The 15,438-nt window shown below is 61.5% G+C and carries 16 protein-coding genes; 12 read left to right on the forward strand and 4 right to left on the reverse strand.

The window, feature by feature from the left end:
• Position 1 precedes the first annotated feature (1 nt).
• Positions 2-817 carry a gamma-carboxygeranoyl-CoA hydratase gene (locus tag QOM08_RS18425; protein ID WP_316911959.1) on the forward strand — a complete coding sequence of 272 codons (816 nt, stop codon included), beginning with the start codon at positions 2-4 and terminating at the stop codon, positions 815-817.
• Positions 817-2,766 carry an acetyl/propionyl/methylcrotonyl-CoA carboxylase subunit alpha gene (locus QOM08_RS18430; RefSeq protein WP_076383980.1) on the forward strand — a complete coding sequence of 650 codons (1,950 nt, stop codon included), beginning with the start codon at positions 817-819 and terminating at the stop codon, positions 2,764-2,766. The genes QOM08_RS18425 and QOM08_RS18430 overlap by 1 nt, the downstream gene beginning before the upstream one ends.
• Before the next feature lie 30 nt (positions 2,767-2,796).
• On the opposite strand, the gene QOM08_RS18435 is transcribed toward QOM08_RS18430, so the two are convergent.
• Positions 2,797-3,444, reverse strand: coding sequence for a LexA family protein (locus QOM08_RS18435; protein WP_107322285.1), 648 nt, complete (start codon positions 3,442-3,444; stop codon positions 2,797-2,799).
• A gap of 129 nt (positions 3,445-3,573) precedes the next feature.
• On the opposite strand from QOM08_RS18435, the gene QOM08_RS18440 reads away from it, so the two are divergent.
• Together QOM08_RS18440 and QOM08_RS18445 are read left to right on the forward strand one after the other, a co-directional pair.
• The gene (locus tag QOM08_RS18440; RefSeq protein ID WP_316911960.1) at positions 3,574-3,915 is read left to right on the forward strand and encodes a DUF6124 family protein; all 342 of its coding nucleotides are present in this window, start codon (positions 3,574-3,576) and stop codon (positions 3,913-3,915) included.
• Positions 3,916-4,406: 491 nt separating this feature from the next.
• Positions 4,407-5,558, forward strand: coding sequence for a M14-type cytosolic carboxypeptidase (locus tag QOM08_RS18445; RefSeq protein WP_047228474.1), 1,152 nt, complete (start codon positions 4,407-4,409; stop codon positions 5,556-5,558).
• A 98-nt stretch (positions 5,559-5,656) separates the two neighbouring features.
• Here the strand turns inward: QOM08_RS18445 and QOM08_RS18450 are convergent, their stop codons facing one another.
• Positions 5,657-6,193 (reverse strand): cytochrome b, encoded by a 537-nt coding sequence (locus tag QOM08_RS18450; protein WP_047228475.1) that lies wholly within the window; start codon positions 6,191-6,193, stop codon positions 5,657-5,659.
• Positions 6,190-7,272 (reverse strand): catalase family peroxidase, encoded by a 1,083-nt coding sequence (locus tag QOM08_RS18455; protein WP_047228476.1) that lies wholly within the window; start codon positions 7,270-7,272, stop codon positions 6,190-6,192. Before QOM08_RS18455 ends, QOM08_RS18450 begins: the two co-directional genes overlap by 4 nt.
• Before the next feature lie 164 nt (positions 7,273-7,436).
• On the opposite strand from QOM08_RS18455, the gene QOM08_RS18460 reads away from it, so the two are divergent.
• The gene (locus QOM08_RS18460) at positions 7,437-7,943 is read left to right on the forward strand and encodes a sigma-70 family RNA polymerase sigma factor (protein WP_047228477.1); all 507 of its coding nucleotides are present in this window, start codon (positions 7,437-7,439) and stop codon (positions 7,941-7,943) included.
• Positions 7,940-8,692, forward strand: coding sequence for an anti-sigma factor family protein (locus QOM08_RS18465; RefSeq protein ID WP_139049604.1), 753 nt, complete (start codon positions 7,940-7,942; stop codon positions 8,690-8,692). The genes QOM08_RS18460 and QOM08_RS18465 overlap by 4 nt, the downstream gene beginning before the upstream one ends.
• A 40-nt stretch (positions 8,693-8,732) precedes the next feature.
• On the opposite strand, the gene QOM08_RS18470 is transcribed toward QOM08_RS18465, so the two are convergent.
• The gene (locus QOM08_RS18470) at positions 8,733-9,569 is read right to left on the reverse strand and encodes an IclR family transcriptional regulator (protein ID WP_107322284.1); all 837 of its coding nucleotides are present in this window, start codon (positions 9,567-9,569) and stop codon (positions 8,733-8,735) included.
• Positions 9,570-9,815: 246 nt separating this feature from the next.
• On the opposite strand from QOM08_RS18470, the gene QOM08_RS18475 reads away from it, so the two are divergent.
• From QOM08_RS18475 to QOM08_RS18500, 6 genes are all read left to right on the forward strand, one after another.
• Positions 9,816-10,841 carry an ABC transporter ATP-binding protein gene (locus tag QOM08_RS18475; RefSeq protein ID WP_316911961.1) on the forward strand — a complete coding sequence of 342 codons (1,026 nt, stop codon included), beginning with the start codon at positions 9,816-9,818 and terminating at the stop codon, positions 10,839-10,841.
• The gene (locus tag QOM08_RS18480) at positions 10,838-11,707 is read left to right on the forward strand and encodes an ABC transporter permease (protein WP_047228481.1); all 870 of its coding nucleotides are present in this window, start codon (positions 10,838-10,840) and stop codon (positions 11,705-11,707) included. Before QOM08_RS18475 ends, QOM08_RS18480 begins: the two co-directional genes overlap by 4 nt.
• A 6-nt stretch (positions 11,708-11,713) precedes the next feature.
• Positions 11,714-12,508, forward strand: a complete 795-nt coding sequence (locus QOM08_RS18485; RefSeq protein WP_047228482.1) for an ABC transporter permease — start codon at positions 11,714-11,716, stop codon at positions 12,506-12,508.
• Between the two features lie 7 nt (positions 12,509-12,515).
• Positions 12,516-12,806: a (2Fe-2S)-binding protein gene (locus QOM08_RS18490; RefSeq protein WP_047228483.1), complete on the forward strand. Its 291-nt coding sequence runs from the start codon at positions 12,516-12,518 to the stop codon at positions 12,804-12,806.
• Positions 12,807-12,960: 154 nt separating this feature from the next.
• A complete protein-coding gene (locus tag QOM08_RS18495; RefSeq protein ID WP_316911962.1) occupies positions 12,961-14,316 on the forward strand; it encodes an FAD/NAD(P)-binding oxidoreductase in 1,356 nt (451 codons plus the stop codon).
• Complete coding sequence (locus tag QOM08_RS18500; RefSeq protein ID WP_316911963.1) at positions 14,313-15,428, forward strand: FAD-dependent oxidoreductase; 1,116 nt, start codon at positions 14,313-14,315, stop codon at positions 15,426-15,428. Before QOM08_RS18495 ends, QOM08_RS18500 begins: the two co-directional genes overlap by 4 nt.
• Positions 15,429-15,438 lie beyond the last annotated feature (10 nt).

Genomic DNA, 15,438 nt, shown 5'->3' on the forward strand with positions numbered 1-15,438 from the left:
CATGGATAACTTCAACACCCTCGAATTGCTCAGAGACCCCCGCGGCTTTGCGACCTTGTGGCTCAGCCGTGAGCAGAAAAACAACGCGTTCAACGCCGAAATGATCCGCGAGCTGATCCTTGCCCTGGACCATGTCAGCAGTGATCCGAACCTGCGTTTTCTGCTGATCCGTGGTCGCGGTAAACACTTCAGCGCCGGTGCCGACCTGGCCTGGATGCAGCAGTCGGCCGAACTCGATTACCACACCAACCTGGACGACGCCCGGGAACTGGCGGAGCTGATGTACAACCTCGCCAAGTTGAAAATTCCTACCGTGGCGGTGGTCCAGGGCGCAGCGTTTGGCGGCGCGCTGGGGTTGATCAGCGCCTGCGACATGGCCATTGGCGCTGATCAAGCGCAGTTCTGTCTGTCGGAAGTACGCATTGGCCTGGCGCCGGCGGTGATCAGCCCGTTCGTGGTGCAAGCCATCGGAGAGCGGGCCGCGCGGCGTTACGCCCTGACCGCGGAACGCTTCGACGGACAACGGGCAAAAGAAATCGGTCTGCTGTCGGAAAGTTACCCGGCCGAAACACTGGACCAACAGGTCGAACAATGGGTCGACAACCTGTTGCTCAACAGTCCGGCGGCCATGCGCGCCAGCAAGGAACTGTTGCGTGAAGTCGGCAACGGCGCCCTCACACCTGCATTGCGGCGCTACACCGAAAACGCCATCGCCCGCATCCGCGTCAGTGCGCAAGGCCAGGAAGGTTTACGAGCGTTCCTGCAAAAGCGCTCGCCCAGCTGGCAGGCCGAATCGAACAACAAGGAGCCGCGTTGATGAGCGCCCCCATCCTCACCACGTTGCTGGTGGCCAACCGTGGTGAAATCGCTTGTCGCGTGATGCGCACCGCCAAGGCCATGGGGCTGACCACAGTGGCCGTCCACAGCGCCACCGACCGCGATGCCCGTCACAGCCGTGAAGCCGATATCCGCGTTGACCTGGGCGGTAGCAAGGCCGCTGACAGCTATTTGCAAATCGACAAACTGATCGACGCGGCCAAGACCAGCGGCGCCCAGGCCATCCATCCCGGGTATGGTTTTCTTTCGGAAAATGCCGGATTCGCCCGGGCCATCGAAAACGCCGGCTTGATCTTCCTCGGCCCGCCCGCCTCGGCCATTGATGCCATGGGTAGCAAGTCCGCCGCCAAAGCCCTCATGGAAACCGCCGGAGTGCCTCTGGTGCCCGGTTATCACGGCGAAGCCCAGGACCTGGAGACCTTCCGCGACGCCTGCGAACGCATTGGCTATCCGGTACTGCTCAAGGCCACTGCCGGTGGCGGCGGCAAAGGCATGAAAGTGGTCGAGGACGTCAGCCAACTGGCCGAAGCCCTGGCTTCGGCCCAGCGTGAAGCGCAATCGTCGTTTGGCGATTCGCGGATGCTGGTGGAAAAATACCTGCTCAAGCCACGGCACGTGGAAATCCAGATTTTTGCCGATCAGCACGGCAACTGTCTGTACCTCAATGAGCGTGATTGCTCGATCCAGCGTCGGCATCAGAAAGTGGTGGAAGAAGCCCCTGCTCCCGGCCTCACCCCACAACTGCGGCGTGCCATGGGTGAAGCCGCCGTGCGCTCGGCTCAAGCCATCGGTTATGTCGGTGCCGGTACCGTGGAGTTTTTGCTGGATGCACGCGGTGAGTTCTTCTTCATGGAGATGAACACGCGCCTGCAAGTCGAACACCCGGTCACCGAAGCCATTACCGGCCTCGATCTGGTGGCATGGCAGATTCGCGTGGCACGTGGCGAGCGGCTTCCCATGACACAGGAGCAAGTGCCCCTGTTGGGCCACGCTATCGAAGTGCGCCTGTACGCCGAAGACCCGGCCAACGACTTCCTGCCGGCTACCGGGCGCCTGGCGTTGTATCGCGAGTCGAGTGCGGCACCGGGTCGTCGGGTCGACAGCGGCGTGGAGGAAGGCGATGAGATTTCACCGTTCTACGACCCGATGCTCGGCAAGCTGATTGCCTGGGGCGAGGATCGTGAACAGGCGCGGTTGCGGCTTTTGAGCATGCTCGATGAGTTTGCCATCGGCGGGCTGAAAACCAACATCGGATTTCTACGACGCATCGTGGCCCACCCCGCCTTTGCGGCGGCGGAGCTGGACACTGGATTTATCCCACGTTACCAGACGCAACTATTGCCAGAGCCCGGCGAATTGGATGACGACTTCTGGCTCGCGGCGGCCCATGGCTTCGCCTTGAGTCTGACGCCGCATGCACGATCCGATGACGCCAACTCACCTTGGGCCAACACCGCCGGACTGCGTCTGGGGCTGCCAAGACAGACCACTGTGCACCTTAGCTGTGAGGGCCAGGATCGAGCATTGACCCTGGACGTCACGGCTGGTCGTACAGAATTCCGGGGTGAGCAACTGGTGACCGAGCACAATGGCCTGCGGCGCAGGCATCGCGCCATTCGCCAGGGCGACAGCCTGTATCTGCAATGGGAAGGTGACCTGCACCGAGTCGACGTGTACGACCCGCTGGCCGCCGCCGAAGCCAGCCACAGCCACCAAGGCGGCCTGACCGCCCCCATGAACGGCAGTATCGTTCGGGTGCTGGTGAGCGCCGGTCAGACGGTGGAAGCCGGGGCGCAACTGGTGGTATTGGAGGCGATGAAAATGGAGCACAGCATTCGCGCGCCCCAAGCCGGTGTGATCAAGGCACTGTATTGCCAGGAAGGTGAAATGGTCAGCGAGGGCTGCGCGTTGGTGGAGTTCGAAGAGTAAGTATCGGCCCGCTCCCACGGGCCGACCCAGTCAGAACCTGATGGTGGCCTGCACGACCACACCGATGATGCGGCATTGCTCGGTGTACAGGGTTTTCGGGTAGGTGGGATTGAGCGGGACCAGGTAACGCTGCCCGCTCTCTTCAATCAACTTGCGAAAGGTGGCGTCACTGCTGTCAGGCAATTGGGCAACCACCAGTTTGCCTGGCACCGCGTCAATGGCCGGGTCCACCAGGATCGACATACCCTCGGGAATGCTCAACCCGCTGGGTGACGTCATCGCATCTCCCACCACCACGAGCCAGAATGCGTCCCCCTGAGCGTGATAGTCAGTCAGCTCATAGCGCGCCTGGCTGTAGGACGCCAGATCGCCTTCGCGAATCCCGCCTACCTCGCTCCAATCACTTACCGGGTAGCGGAAGTACGGATTGTACTTCTGCGCCAGGGCCATGCCTTCCTCGGTGGAGGTGTCCGGCTCGCGGATCACCATCGCCACTTCCAGAAACTCCAGCCCCAGCTCCCGCAGGACCCGGTTCATGTCGTCGACACTGGGTTGCCGGCGCTTGGTCAGCCAATGGCCGACGCCGCCCTGGGACATCCCCAAACGTTCTGCGAGCACCACTTGCGTGATGCGCAGCTCCTTCATCTTGGCCTTGACCAACTCTATCCATTTATCCATGAGCGGCACGATACTTGGCTGACTCCGACCATCAAAACACAAAATGTAGTATTTAAATTATCGTCACAATTACGATAGGTACTATTCTGGATTCAGGATTTCAGCCCCTACACGGAGAATCTAGACACCATGGACAGACTCAACAACGATGAGCCCACCCGCCCTTTCGACAGTACACTCACCTCGCTGAAGGACTGCCCGGCGGCCCAACGCGCTCTGGACTACTACTTGAAACCGGGTATGTCGCAAGCGCCTGCAGAACATCGCTTCTTCGACGTAAACCGCAACATCAGCGCAGAAGAGGCCTTGGTTCATGCTTGCGACCTGCTGCGCTGTGCGGCCGCCACCGCCCAAGAATCCGCCAGCCGACTACAAGGGTCGAGCCGCGACCTGGCTTTTTCAGTGGTGCATATGATTGATCTGGTCAAGGTGATGCTTGACCGGTCACTGGATGGCTACCCTACTCGCTAGGCGTAACACTTGGGAATGGCACCGCGAATGCGGGACCAGGAAAATATTTTCCAATAGGCAGGATAAAAACATTTGACTTGCAAATGATAATGATTATTATTGCATCAGCTGGTCGCGAGATCAGTCGATAGGCCAGAAGACCTTAGGTCGGACTTCTGGAATATCTCCTCATCAGGCTAATCACGGTTTTTGACCCGGCTTTTTGCCGGGTCTTTTTTTGCCGATTTTTCGGCTTATGGCTTCAGGCTAATGAAGTCTTTTGGGTGTCGCTCATTCGATGGCGGCGATGATAGCAAATGAATATCCCTTTTCAAGCACTCCACGCCATACCGACGAAAACTATCGACAGGCAGCACTTGAGAATCAATCGCGGACTCACTAAGCTCCAATAGCGTCCAGGGAGGACGCCCCCTCTTTTCTGTCACGCAAATCGTCCCGACATCCTCCTCCTTGCGTGTAAAGTAACGGTCATAAAATCCATCACAGGAATCGTGACCGTGGCTAAATCTTCCTTTGATATCAGCGCCAATTTCGACAGCGGCAACATCGAGATCGTCGACATCAGCAATCCTTTGCAATCACTGCTGAAGATCAGACCCGACACCCGTAGCGCCCACTTCCAGTGGTTCCACTTCAAGGCCAGTGGCTTGCATGTCGGTCAGGAATATTCCTTTCGTTTGCTCAATGCCAGTCAATCGTCCTACAACAAGGCATGGACGGGTTACCAGGCCGTTGCCTCTTATGATCACGTCAACTGGTTCCGTATTCCCACACAGTTCGAAGGCGACGCCCTGCGCTTTCACCTGGAAGCCGAACAGTCCCATGCCTGGTTTGCCTATTTCGAACCCTACAGCCGTGGTCGTCACGACTGGTTGATCGAGCAGGCGCTGCACAAGGCCGGGACCGAACTGCTGGCCGTCGGCAAAAGCGTGGAAGGCCGCGACATTCAACTACTGCGCAAGGGCAGCGGTGCCGAAGGTCGACGCAAAGTCTGGATCATCGCCCAGCAGCATCCCGGCGAGCACATGGCCGAGTGGTTCATGGAGGGCGTGATCGAACGCCTGCAGCATCAGGACGACACGCGCTTGAACCGACTGCTTGCCAAGGCCGATCTGTATCTGGTGCCCAACATGAATCCTGACGGTGCCTTCCACGGCCATCTGCGTACCAATGCCATGGGTCAGGATCTCAACCGCGCTTGGCAGAACGCCAGTCCGGAAATCAGTCCTGAGGTATTTTTCGTACAGCAGCAAATGGAAAAATACGGCGTAGATTTGTTCCTGGACGTTCACGGTGACGAGGAAATCCCTCACGTCTTCACTGCCGGTTGCGAAGGCAACCCCGGCTACACGCCACGCATTGCCGAACTCGAAGAGCGCTTTCGCAGCGATCTCAAGCACCAGACCAAAGACTTTCAGACCGCTCACGGCTACACCCGCGACGCACCGGGCCTGGCCAACATGACCCTGGCCTGTAACGCAGTCGGCCAGAAATACGACTGCCTGTCCCTGACCCTGGAGATGCCGTTCAAGGATCATGACGACCACCCGGATCCTCGCACCGGCTGGTCCGGCAAGCGTTCGATGCAACTGGGCAAGGATGTATTGAGCACCATAGCGGACATGGTCGACGAGCTGCGCTAACGCTCCATCATCCAACGCCCTCCCCGTGGTGGGCACTCGGTGGCGAGGGATTCATTCCCTCGCCACAAGTTATCGTTTGTCGACAGGTAGCGGGGACTTCAATCCCGTCCTCGCAACATACTGTCCAACACCTCATCCCGACGCACCCAACCATGAAACAATGCCGCCGCCAGATGCACCAGCACGGTCAGGAACAATAGATAAGCCAGGTAGCCGTGGGCCTTGCGCAACAGTGCGAAAGTCTGGGCATCCGCCGGTACGATGGAAGGCAATTGCAGGGAGCTGCTGAGCATCACCGGGTCTCCCGCCGCTGAAATCATGCCCCAGCCCAACAGGGGCAGAATCAACATCAAGGCATACAACAGAGCATGGGACGCCTTGGCCGCCAACGCCTGCCAGCCTGGCAGATCGGCCGGCAATGGTGGTTGGCGTGTCGTAAAGCGCACCACCAGGCGTACGATCACCAGCAGCAAAATCGCGATGCCCAAGGGTTTGTGCAACTGAAGCAGCCATTCATGGCGCTCGGACACCGAGGCCACCATGCCCGCGCCGATAAAGAGCATGGCAATGACCATCAATGCCATCAACCAGTGCAGCAGTCGAGCCAGCGGTGCGAAGTGTCGAGGGGCGCTCATGGGCGGGACTCCTGGTTGGCGGGCAATTGACTGACTTCGCTGGTGCGCCGCAAGTACGAACTGGCATACGCGGCAGAGCGCGCCGCCAAAAGCGGGTCATCTGAACCTTCGATGCCGCTCGGCAGAATCAGCGGGTCATAGTTGATGTCGCGGCATTCGCCGTCGTCCTGTGACTGGGTGCGCTCCAGCACCAGCGTACCGGCGTTGAGCACCGTTCGATCTTCGGGCCAGGCTTTGCTGGCATCGTTCACCGGATCGCCCGGATTGGCCAACGTGATATTCAGCTGCCAGCGCAACGGCCCCGCAGCCAGGCGCTTGACCAGATCCTGTTCCAGAAAGTCAGCGCCCTGGGGTGGCGTCACGTCCGTGCCATCCGAAGCCACTGGCACCACGCCCCACCGCACCGCCTGGCGTTGTCCCGCAGGATTGACCAGATAGAACGCATTGATGCCGTTGTAGGTTTCGGTGGCATAGCTGGCCGATGGCCTGGCCGTCTTGATCCATTGCAGGAACGGTTTGGCTTCCGGGTGCGCGGCAAAGAAGGCGGGTACGGCCGCAGGGTTGGGTTTGCCCGTGGCCGGATCCGGCGATTGTGCCTGTTGCAACTGATAGAACGCTTCGGGCGTGCCCACCGGAAACACCGGCATGCTGTTCATGCCGGTACGCCACTGCTGCCCGTTGGCTTGGGTGAAGCGCAGCGCCAGGCTGCGGATCGGCACGCTGTTGTCCGGCGCGTAGGGGTTGCCGCTGGGCAAGGCAAACCGCCCGACGACCGGCGTGCGCGCCTCCAGGAAGACTTGGGCACTGGAATAGGGGCGAGCCTCACCGCTGCTTTGGAAATAGCCCGCAACGCAAACCCCTTTGGAGTGATTGCGACGAAAGCCCGGGTGCACACCGTTGTTCTTTTCCAGCACGTTGACCAGCGCATTCGGTGTCAGGCGTTGTGGGTCAAGGGTTCCGTTGACGTAGGCAAATGTCCCGGCCAACGCGGCAACAATCACAGCAATGCCGGTCAGGCGCAGCGCCAGGCTGGCGGCACTCAACGGCGGCCGGCTCGGTTCAAAGGAAGGGTCAACCATGACGAAGCTCCAAGGCCCAAGGCCGTTTGTACTAAAGGACCCGTCAGACGAAAGCCAGAGGGTTTTATTCCCACACTTCGTATTTATTTTTCCCAGGCTGGAATAATCTCTTTCGCGAGTCGTCTTTCCACTCCCGGCGCAGTGACTGCCAAAGAAGCACAGCCATGAACGAACTCGACGAACAGTTGCGCACGCTCATCCCCCGACTACGGCGTTTTGCCGTGTCGTTGACGCGCAACCCCAGCAATGCTGACGACCTGGTGCAAGCGTGCCTGGAGCGGGCATTGTCAAAATGGAATGACAAACGGGCCGATGGTGACCTTCGGGCCTGGCTGTTTTCGATTCTTTATCGACAGTTTCTCGATAGCCATCGTCGTTCCCGACGCTATGCACGCATGCTGGAATTTTTCACCGGTCGCGATGATGCTCACCCTTCAGCCGAGCGCAGCGTGATCGCCCAATCGTCCCTCGAGGCTTTCGATCGACTGACGACCGAACAACGTGCGCTGTTGCTGTGGGTGTCGGTGGAAGGCTTGAGCTACCAACAAGTGGCCGACATCCTCGACGTGCCGACCGGCACCGTGATGTCGCGCCTATCCCGCGCCCGCCAGGCCCTGCGCCAACTCAGCGACGGCGAAATCACCCGCCCTGCCCTGCGGATACTCAAATGATCAGCATGCCCCCCAGCGACAACGACCTGCACGCCTTCGTCGATCGTCAACTGAGCGAAGCCGACCAGCGTCTGATGGAAAACTACCTGGCCAATCACCCGGAAGTCGCCGCCCGGGTCCAGGCCTGGCAACAGGACGCACAACACTTGCGCGCGGCCCTGAACGCAGGCCTGCAACACGCGCCTAATCCGGACCTCGACCCGACAGCGATCCGCCAACGCCTGAAACATCGGTTCCATCGCCATCTGGCCAGCGCGGCAGTGTTGGTGTTGGCCGTCAGTGTCGGCGGTTTGAGCGGCTGGAAGGCCCGGGAGATGACGCTCGTCAGCGCTATGCTGCCCATGAGCGACGCCTTGCAGGCGTATCGATTGTTTGCCCAGCAAGGCATCCTGCAGGCCGATTACCAAGGCGGCGATGAGAGCACCATGCAAGGCTGGCTCGACCGTTACTTCACCCGGGCCGACCGCCTGCCAGATCTGTCGGCTGCAGGTTTCAAACCGGTCAGCGGACGATTGCTGAGCACCGAGCAAGGGGCGGCGGCGATGGTGGTTTATCAGGACCCGAGCGGCCAGAAGATCAGCTTCTACGTGCGTCCGCCAGGCCCGAAAAATTTCCTGCTACCGCGCGGCAGCCGTCGTGACGGCGAGTTGCAAGCCGAGTATTGGTCCGGGCCGGGATACAACTATGCGATGGTCATACCCAGCGATACGCCAGCGGCGCAAAAGCTCAAGCAAACCCTGAATTTCTGAGCGCTGCAGCCCCCTGTGGGAGCGGGGATGCCCGTGAAATTCAACCCTGCCCAAACACCTGCGAAGGTCTGCGCAGCAGCGGGTCGAACGGGTTGACTCGCGGTCCGATCAGGGCGGCCTCGCGCTTGAGCATTTCCACCACCGTCGGCAGCCGGTCGGGCCCCAATCGATCACTCACGGTCGCCACGCTCAACGCCGCCACGGCGCGGCCCTCCCGGTCCAGGATTGGCACAGCCACCCCGGCCATGCCTTGCAACACCCCGGTGTTGCGTCCGGCGTAGCCCAGCGCGCGCACGCTCTCCACTTCCGTGCGCAGGAAGACTTCATCGTACAAATGAAAATCCTTGAGCCGTGGCAGGTTGTACTGGATCACCGTGTCGCGCTCTTCTTCCGGCAGGAATGCCAGGATCGCCAGGCTGCCCTGCCCCACGCCCAACGCCACGCGACCGCCTATGTCGCCGGTGAATGTGCGGATCGGGAAAGGACCTTCACTGCGGTCCAGACAGATCGCATCGAAACCACTGCGCGCCAGCAGAAACAACGAATCCCCCAGGGACGCCGACAGCCGCAACATGGCAGGGCGCGTCAACTCACGCAGGTTGCCGGTGTTCCCGGCACGCGCGGCCAAGGCAAAGAAGTCCAGGCTCAGGCGATAGCGTTTGCTGCGCGCGTCCTGCTCGACCATGCCCTCGTCCATCAGGCTGCGCAGCATGCGATGTGTGGTGGGTTGAGACAGACCGATGCGCTGAGCCAGTTGCGTGACCCGCTCCCCGCCCTCGACGGTGTCACCCAGGCTGCGCAACACGGCAAACAGTCGAGAGACCGCGCCGACCCCGACTTCGTTTTTTTCGATATTCCGATCAGTGGAATCAGACATGAAGTTTCTCGCTGGTTAAATTTACTCACTGAAGGAAAATGAAAATAGTCATCGTCTCAGTGAAATAGTCCATTGAGCCCATCCTATTCTTCGTCCTACTCTGCGTCCATACAGGGGCGATTCGAACAACAGCGGCAGCCGACTTGACGTCGAGCGCCAACGCACCCCGCAGCATCCCTTCGTATCTGCCCATACAAAAAAGCGCGCCTTGTGGCGACGCATAACAATCTCAGGTGGAGCGCAATCATGGCTTTTGTGCAACTTGAAGGACTTGGCAAACGTTACGGCGACATCGATGCCGTGGTGGACACCCATCTCTCGGTGGAAAAAGGCGAATTCGTCTCGCTGCTGGGCCCCTCCGGCTGCGGCAAAACCACCACTTTGCAAATGATCGCCGGCTTCGTCGAAGTCAGCAGTGGGCGCATCCTGCTGGACGGTCGCGATATCACCCATGCCAAGCCCGCCAGTCGGGGCCTGGGCGTCGTGTTCCAAAGCTACGCGCTGTTCCCCCACATGACCGTCAAGGACAACGTCGCTTTCGGCCTGCGCATGCGCAAAGTGCCCGGCGCCGAGCTGCAACAACGGGTGGATCGGGTGCTGAAGCTGGTGCGTCTGGACCAGCACGCCGAGCGCTACCCGCGGGAACTCTCGGGCGGCCAGCGCCAGCGCGTGGCACTGGCCCGGGCGCTGGTGATCGAACCGCCAGTGCTGCTGCTCGACGAACCGCTGTCCAATCTCGACGCCAACCTGCGCGAGGAGATGCAGTACGAAATCCGCCGCATTCAGCGGGAAGTCGGCATCACCACATTGATGGTGACCCACGACCAATCCGAAGCACTGTCCATCAGTGACCGAGTCGTGGTGATGCAGGCCGGGCGAATCACTCAGATCGACGCGCCGTACACCCTCTACGAACACCCGCGCACCGAATTCATTTCCGGCTTCGTCGGTAAAGCCAACCTGCTGCCCGGCGAGCGCGACGGCCAGGGCAATGTTCAAGCTTGCAGCCAGGGCCACGGCCCACTGGTCTTGAGCCTGCGTCCAGAGAAAATCGATCTGTGCCAAGCCGGCTCGGGTCGGTTGCAAGGCGTCATCGTCAGCCGCTTCTTTCTCGGCAGCCAATGGCTGTACGGCGTCTCGACCAACCTGGGCGAGCTCAGCGTGGTGCGCCGCAACGACGGCTGCGCGCCGATGACCGAAGGCACGGCGGTAGGTCTTGACTGGGATCCGGCGCTGCTGCGGGTGCTGAGCGTGGACGAGGTGCCGGCATGAAGCTGATCGATGCAATGCGCCGGGGAAGGCAAGGCTATCTGATGTCCGCGCCCGCCCTGGCCTGGTACCTGGGTCTGCTGGTCATTCCCTTGGGGCTGACGTTGGTGCTGTCGTTCAATGTCTTCGACTACGGCACGGGCATCGACGGGGACGCCTACACCCTCGACCACTACGCCAGCCTGCTGAGCGACCCGTACTATTACGAGATTTTCTTGCGCACATTCTGGATCAGCGCACTCACCACTATTTTGTGCGTGCTGATCGGCGTGCCCGAGGCTTATATCCTCAGCCGCATGGGCGCGCCGTGGCGCTCGATCTTCCTCATTCTGATTCTCACGCCGCTGCTGATTTCGGTGGTGGTGCGGGCCTTCGGCTGGAGCCTGCTGCTGGGTGCCGACGGGCTGGTCAACCAGACGCTGCAAGCCTTCGGCGGCTCACCGATGAAGCTGCTCTATACGCCGTTTGCCGTGGTCATCGCCCTGGTGCATGTGATGCTGCCATTCATGATCATCCCGGTCTGGACCTCGCTGCAAAAGCTCGATCCGGCCGCCGAACAGGCCGCGCTGTCCTTGGGCGCGAGCCAGTTGACGGTGATGCGCAAGGTCGTGCTGCCGCAGATCATGCCCGGCGTCTTGTCCGGCACCCTCATCGTGTTCGGCCTCGCCGCCAGTTCCTTCGCCATTCCCGGCCTGCTCGGTGGGCGCCGCCTGAAAATGGTCGCCACGCTGATCTACGACCAGTACCTGTCGGAGCTGAACTGGCCGATGGGCGCGGCCATTGCCGTCGCGCTGCTGCTGCTCAACCTGCTGATCATGCTGTCGTGGAACCGCATGATCGAAGGCCGCTACAAGAAGTCATTGGGGTAACTCGTCATGTCCAGGAACGGTCCTTTCGCCCTGTTGTTTCATGCCCTGGTGGTGGTGTTCATGATGGCGCCGCTGGTGGTGGTCTGTCTTGTTGCCTTCACCCCGGAAAATACCCTGAGCCTGCCGACCACGGCGTTTTCCCTGCGCTGGTTCCGTGCGGTGTTCGAACGCGCCGACTTTATCGATGCGTTCTACAACAGCCTGATCCTGGCATTCAGTGCGGCGTCGTTGGCGACGTTGATCGCGGTGCCGGCGGCGCTGGCGATCACACGGCTCGAATTCCCTGGCCGGGATTTTTTCAATGGCCTGTTCCTGTCGCCGATCATCATTCCACACCTGGTACTGGGTGTGGCGTTGCTGCGGCTGTTTGCGCTGATGGGCGTGAACGGCAGCTTCACCTGGCTGATCTTCGCCCATGTGCTGGTGATTACACCGTATGTACTGCGTCTGGTGCTGGCCTCGGCCATCGGCCTGGACCGCAGCGCCGAGCAGGCCGCGCAATCGCTAGGGGCCGGGCGCTTCACGCTGTTTCGGCAAATCACCTTGCCGATGATCCTGCCCGGGGTAGCAGGAGGCTGGTTGCTGGCGTTCATCAACAGCTTCGACGAGGTCACCTTGTCGATCTTCGTCACTTCACCGGCCACGCAAACCCTGCCGGTGCGCATGTATGTCTACGCCACCGAATCCATCGACCCGATGATGGCGGCGGTGTCGGCGCTGGTCATCGCGCTCACGGCGCTGACCATGATTCTGCTCGACCGGGTCTATGGCCTGGATCGAGTTCTGGTGGGCAAACAATGAGGGCGCCATGGCTCTGTTGAAACGACTGGCCGAAGGCGACCGCCCGGCATTGGACTTTATCCTCGACGGCAAACCGGCCATCGGTCTGCTGGGCGATACCCTGCTTACCGCTGTGCTGACCTGCAGTGAACACTTGCGCGGCAGCGACTTCAGCGCCGAGCCCCGGGCCGGTTTCTGCCTGATGGGCGCCTGCCAGGATTGCTGGGTCCGGCTGGGCGATGGCCGCCGCGTGCGCGCCTGCTCGACGCTACTTGAAGCCGGCCAGCAGATCACCCGCGAACCGGGGCGCCAGCCATGAACAATGCCGTCTGGAATGGCCCCATCGCGAACAGACTCGCTGCCACAGGGGACTTGCAGCAAGCATCACCACCGTCCCCCTGTGGCAGCGAACCTGCTCGCGATGGCGGCGGCGATAGCAGCATAAATCCCACAGCATCGCCTGCGAGGTGGCTATGAAACCGGTAGTCATCATCGGGGCCGGGCCGGCGGGTATCCGCGCCGCCCAGACCTTGGTCGCCCACGGCGTATACCCCGTCCTGCTGGATGAAGCCGCACGCGGTGGCGGACAGATCTATCGGCAACAACCGGCCAACTTCAAGCGCTCGCCGGCCAAGCTGTATGGCTTTGAGGCGCACAAAGCCAGCGCCCTGCACCAAACCTTCGACGCGTTGCGCGAACAGCTCGATTACCGGCCAGACACACTGGTGTGGAACGCCGAGTCGGGCCTGCTGGATACCTTGCATGAAGGCCGCGCCGCGCGCCTGGAGTACGCCAGCGTGATCGTCGCAACGGGCGCCACTGACCGAATCCTTCCCGCTCCGGGATGGACTCTGCCAGGTGTGTACAGCCTGGGCGCGGCGCAGATCGCCCTGAAGTTCCAGGGTTGCGCCATCGGCGAACGGGTGGTGTTCGCCGGCAGCGGCCCTTTGCTTTATCTGGTGGCTTATCAATACGCCAAGGCCGGCGCCAAGGTGGTCGCGGTACTCGACAGCTCGCCCTTGAGCGCCCAGGCCCGCGCCCTGCCCGGCCTACTGGCTCAACCGGCCACACTGGCCAAGGGGCTCTACTATCGCGCCTGGCTGAGCAGCCGGGGCATTGCTGTGCATCAGGGTGCGAGCCTGTCGCGTATCGACGGAGAACGGCGCGTCCAGTCATTGCAGTGGCGCAATGCAAAAGGCTTGCAATCGCTCGACTGCGACGCGGTGGCCTTCGCCCACGGCTTGCGCAGCGAAACCCAACTGGCTGACCTGCTGGGCTGCGAATTTTCCTGGAGCCCCCTAAACCGCGCCTGGCTGCCGCAGCGTGATCCTGCCGGTCGCAGCAGCGTGCCGGGGATCTACCTGGCAGGCGACGGGGCCGGAATCATGGGTGCCGACGCCGCGGAAATCGCCGGCGAACGTGCGGCCCTGGCCTTGCTCGAAGACCTCGGCTACCTGGTCGACCCGCAGCGTTGCGCCCAACTGGAACAATCCCTGGAACGCATCGGCCGTTTCCGACAGGGCCTGGAGCACGCCTTTGTCTTTCCCACGGATTGGGCCGCCCACGCCGCTGACGACCTGATGATCTGCCGCTGCGAAGAAGTCAGCGCAGGTGAGATCCGCCAGGTAGTAGGTGAAGGCCATTGGGAAATCAACCGGGTCAAGGCCCATTGCCGAGTCGGCATGGGGCGTTGCCAAGGGAGAATGTGCGGCGCGGCAGCGGCGGAAATCATTGCCAGCGAGAGCGGGCGTCCGGTCGGCGAAATCGGCCGGATGCGGGCACAGGCACCGGTCAAACCCGTACCGTTTGGCCTGGAGGTCGAGCCATGATCGAAGTGGATGTCGTGATCATTGGCGGCGGTATCGTCGGCGCCTCGGCCGCGCTGTTCCTGAGCAAGGCCGGACGCCGGGTGGCATTGCTGGAGCGAGACTTCTGCGGCTCGCACTCCAGCGGCGTCAACTACGGCGGCGTGCGGCGCCAGGGTCGACCGTTGTCACAACTGCCGCTGTCGCAACGGGCCCATGAAATCTGGAGCCAGTTGCCGCAGTTGATCGGCATCGACGGGGAGTACCAGCGCAGCGGTCACCTGAAATTGGCCCGCAGCCCCGACGACTTGCGAGCCCTGCACGACTATGCCGCCAACAGCCAGGGCTTCGGCCTTGATCTGCAACTGCTGGACCGTGACCAGTTGCGCGCCCGCTTCCCATGGGTCGGTGCAGTTGCAGTCGGAGCATCCCTCTGCCCGGACGACGGCCACGCCAATCCGCGACTGGTGTCCCCGGCATTTGCCCAGGCGGCCCGCAGGCATGGCGCACAGGTCTTTGAACAATGCGCAGTCAGCCATGTGGAGCATGACGGTCAGCACTTTAGTGTGCGTACCGAAACGGGCCTGGTGCTTCAGGCCCCCTGGCTGCTGAACTGCGCGGGCGCCTGGGCGAGCCATTTTGCCGCGCAATTTGGCGAAGCGGTGCCGATGCACGCCGGGCATCCAGCGATGCTGGTCACTGAGCCATTACCCTTGGTGATGGATGCCAGCACTGGCGTGGAGGGCGGCGGTATCTACGCCCGCCAGGTCGCCCGTGGCAATTGCGTGCTGGGGGGCGGCCAAGGTTTCGCCCTGGACAATGCCCGCGCCCGCCCCGGCCAGAACGCAGTGATCGACATCCTGCGCCAAGCCGTCGAGCTCTACCCTTTTTTGAAAGGTGCCCAGGCGATTCGCACCTGGAGCGGCACCGAAGGTTACCTGCCCGATCGCCAACCGGTGATCGGCCACAGCAGCACCCAACCCGGCCTGTTGCATGCGTTCGGCTTTGCCGGCGCAGGTTTTCAGATCGGTCCCGCGGTGGGCCAGGCGCTCACCGAGATCATCTGCTGCGGCGCGTCAAAAACGTCGCTGGATGCGTTTTCAATCACCCGGTTTCACTCCATCTCCGTTGCTTGATAGAGGAAGG

Origin of the sequence: Pseudomonas sp. P105 (assembly GCF_032614175.1) — a bacterium.
In the GTDB taxonomy this organism is placed as follows: Bacteria; Pseudomonadota; Gammaproteobacteria; order Pseudomonadales; family Pseudomonadaceae; genus Aquipseudomonas; species Aquipseudomonas rhizophila.